Origin of the sequence: Nostoc sp. 'Peltigera membranacea cyanobiont' 213 (assembly GCF_002245975.1) — a bacterium.
In the GTDB taxonomy this organism is placed as follows: domain Bacteria; phylum Cyanobacteriota; class Cyanobacteriia; order Cyanobacteriales; family Nostocaceae; genus Nostoc.
This window is the reverse complement of the sequence record NZ_NOLI01000344.1, coordinates 1-1,748: the sequence shown is the minus strand read 5'-3', so window position 1 is coordinate 1,748 and position 1,748 is coordinate 1. Positions and strand designations below refer to the sequence as shown.

Below are 1,748 nucleotides of genomic sequence, written 5' to 3'. Positions count from 1 at the left end.
TGGACGCGATCGTGGAGGAACTTATAATTTAGCGTTTCAGTTTGTGTGTTTTGGGTTGTATCCAATTCGCCCACATAGAACTTATAAACTTCACTTTGGGGAATAATTAATCCTTCCTGCAAGGCTTTCCAGAGGGCGACGGCGGTATCCGATTCAGATTGCTCAGAGACGATCGCTAAAGTATTCAAATCAAACTGTGCGCCAATACAAGCGGCTAATTTCAGAATATCTTGGGTATAATTCGGCAGTTTTTGTAACTGTGATGCCATAAATTCCACGACATCATCGGATATGGCAACAGTGCGAATCTCTGCCAGATCGCACTGCCAATGCCCCAATTTGAAATCAAACTGAATCAATCCATCTTGATACAATGCTTTGAGGAACTGGGTGGCAAAAAAGGGATTGCCTTTTGTTTTCAAAGCAATCAATTCTGTCAAAGCTTGAGCGCTCAAAATATTGCAGTTGAGCGTGTCAGCGACCAGTTTATTTAAACTACCCTGACTGAGGGAATGTAAGGTAATGGTATTGATGGTGGCGTTAGCTTTGGCTACAGCATCCAATGTCAACATTAAAGGATGCGCCGGTGAGACTTCATTATCTCGGTAAGCCCCAATCGCTAATAAATAGCCACTTTCCGACTCATTCATCAAAAGCTGCATCAAGTTGAGTGAGGCAGAATCAGCCCACTGTAAATCATCCAAAAACATTACTAAAGGATGTTCAATAGTAGTGAAGACTTTAATGAACTTTTGGAACAGTAAATTAAATCTATTTTGTGCTGCTGTTCCTGATAATTCTGTTGCTGGTGGTTGCTTACCAATGATGCGTTCTAATTCGGGAATGACTTCAATAATTACTTGCCCATTGTCACCTAAAGCCTGAAGAATCTGAGTTTTCCAGATGTGTAATTCGCCATCGCTTTCACTAAGCAACTGCCCCATTAGATCGCGGAAGGCTTGGACAAAAGCAGAGAAAGGAATATTGCGATTGAATTGGTCAAATTTCCCTTTGATAAAATAACCGCGTTGCCGCACAATGGGTTTATGAACTTCGTTGACAACTGCTGTTTTTCCAATTCCTGAAAAACCAGCTACCAGCATTATTTCTGTTGCACCTTGGCTAACACGTTCAAAAGCTTGGAGTAGGATTGAGACTTCGGTTTCTCTTCCATAGAGTTTATCAGGGATGAGGAAGCGATCGCACACATCCCTTGTTCCAACATCAAAGCTATCAATCGAACCCGTTTCTTGAAGTTGAGTTAAACATTTTTCTAAATCAAACTTCAGTCCTAAAGCACTCTGATATCTGTCCTCCGCATTTTTCGCCATCAATTTGCTGACGATTTCTGAGAGTACAGGCGGAATTTGTGGGTTAATTTCATGTACTAAAGGCGCTGTTTTTGCAAGATGACAATGCACCAATTCCATCGGTTCATTTGATGGGAATGGTAAAACTCCAGTGAGTAACTCGTAGAAAGTTACACCCAAAGAATAAAAGTCAGTCCGGTAGTCAATCCCGCGATTCATCCTTCCTGTTTGTTCTGGGGATATATAAGCTAGTGTCCCTTCTAATACATTGGGATTGATGAGGCTTTGCGTTTCTCGTGGTAATAAAGATGCAATACTGAAGTCAATTAATTTGACTTGCTTGGTTTGGGGGTTAATTAAAATATTGGCGGGTTTAATATCTTTATGAATAATCCGCTCTCGATACAATATATCTAAGGTATTGCAGAGGGCGATCGC

Annotated in this window: 1 protein-coding gene; it reads right to left on the bottom strand. The window is 41.1% G+C overall.

Annotation, left to right across the window (positions count from 1 at the left end):
* A partial coding sequence (locus CDG77_RS34800) for an ATP-binding protein (protein WP_143857179.1) occupies nt 1–1,748 on the bottom strand: 1,748 nt, incomplete at both ends.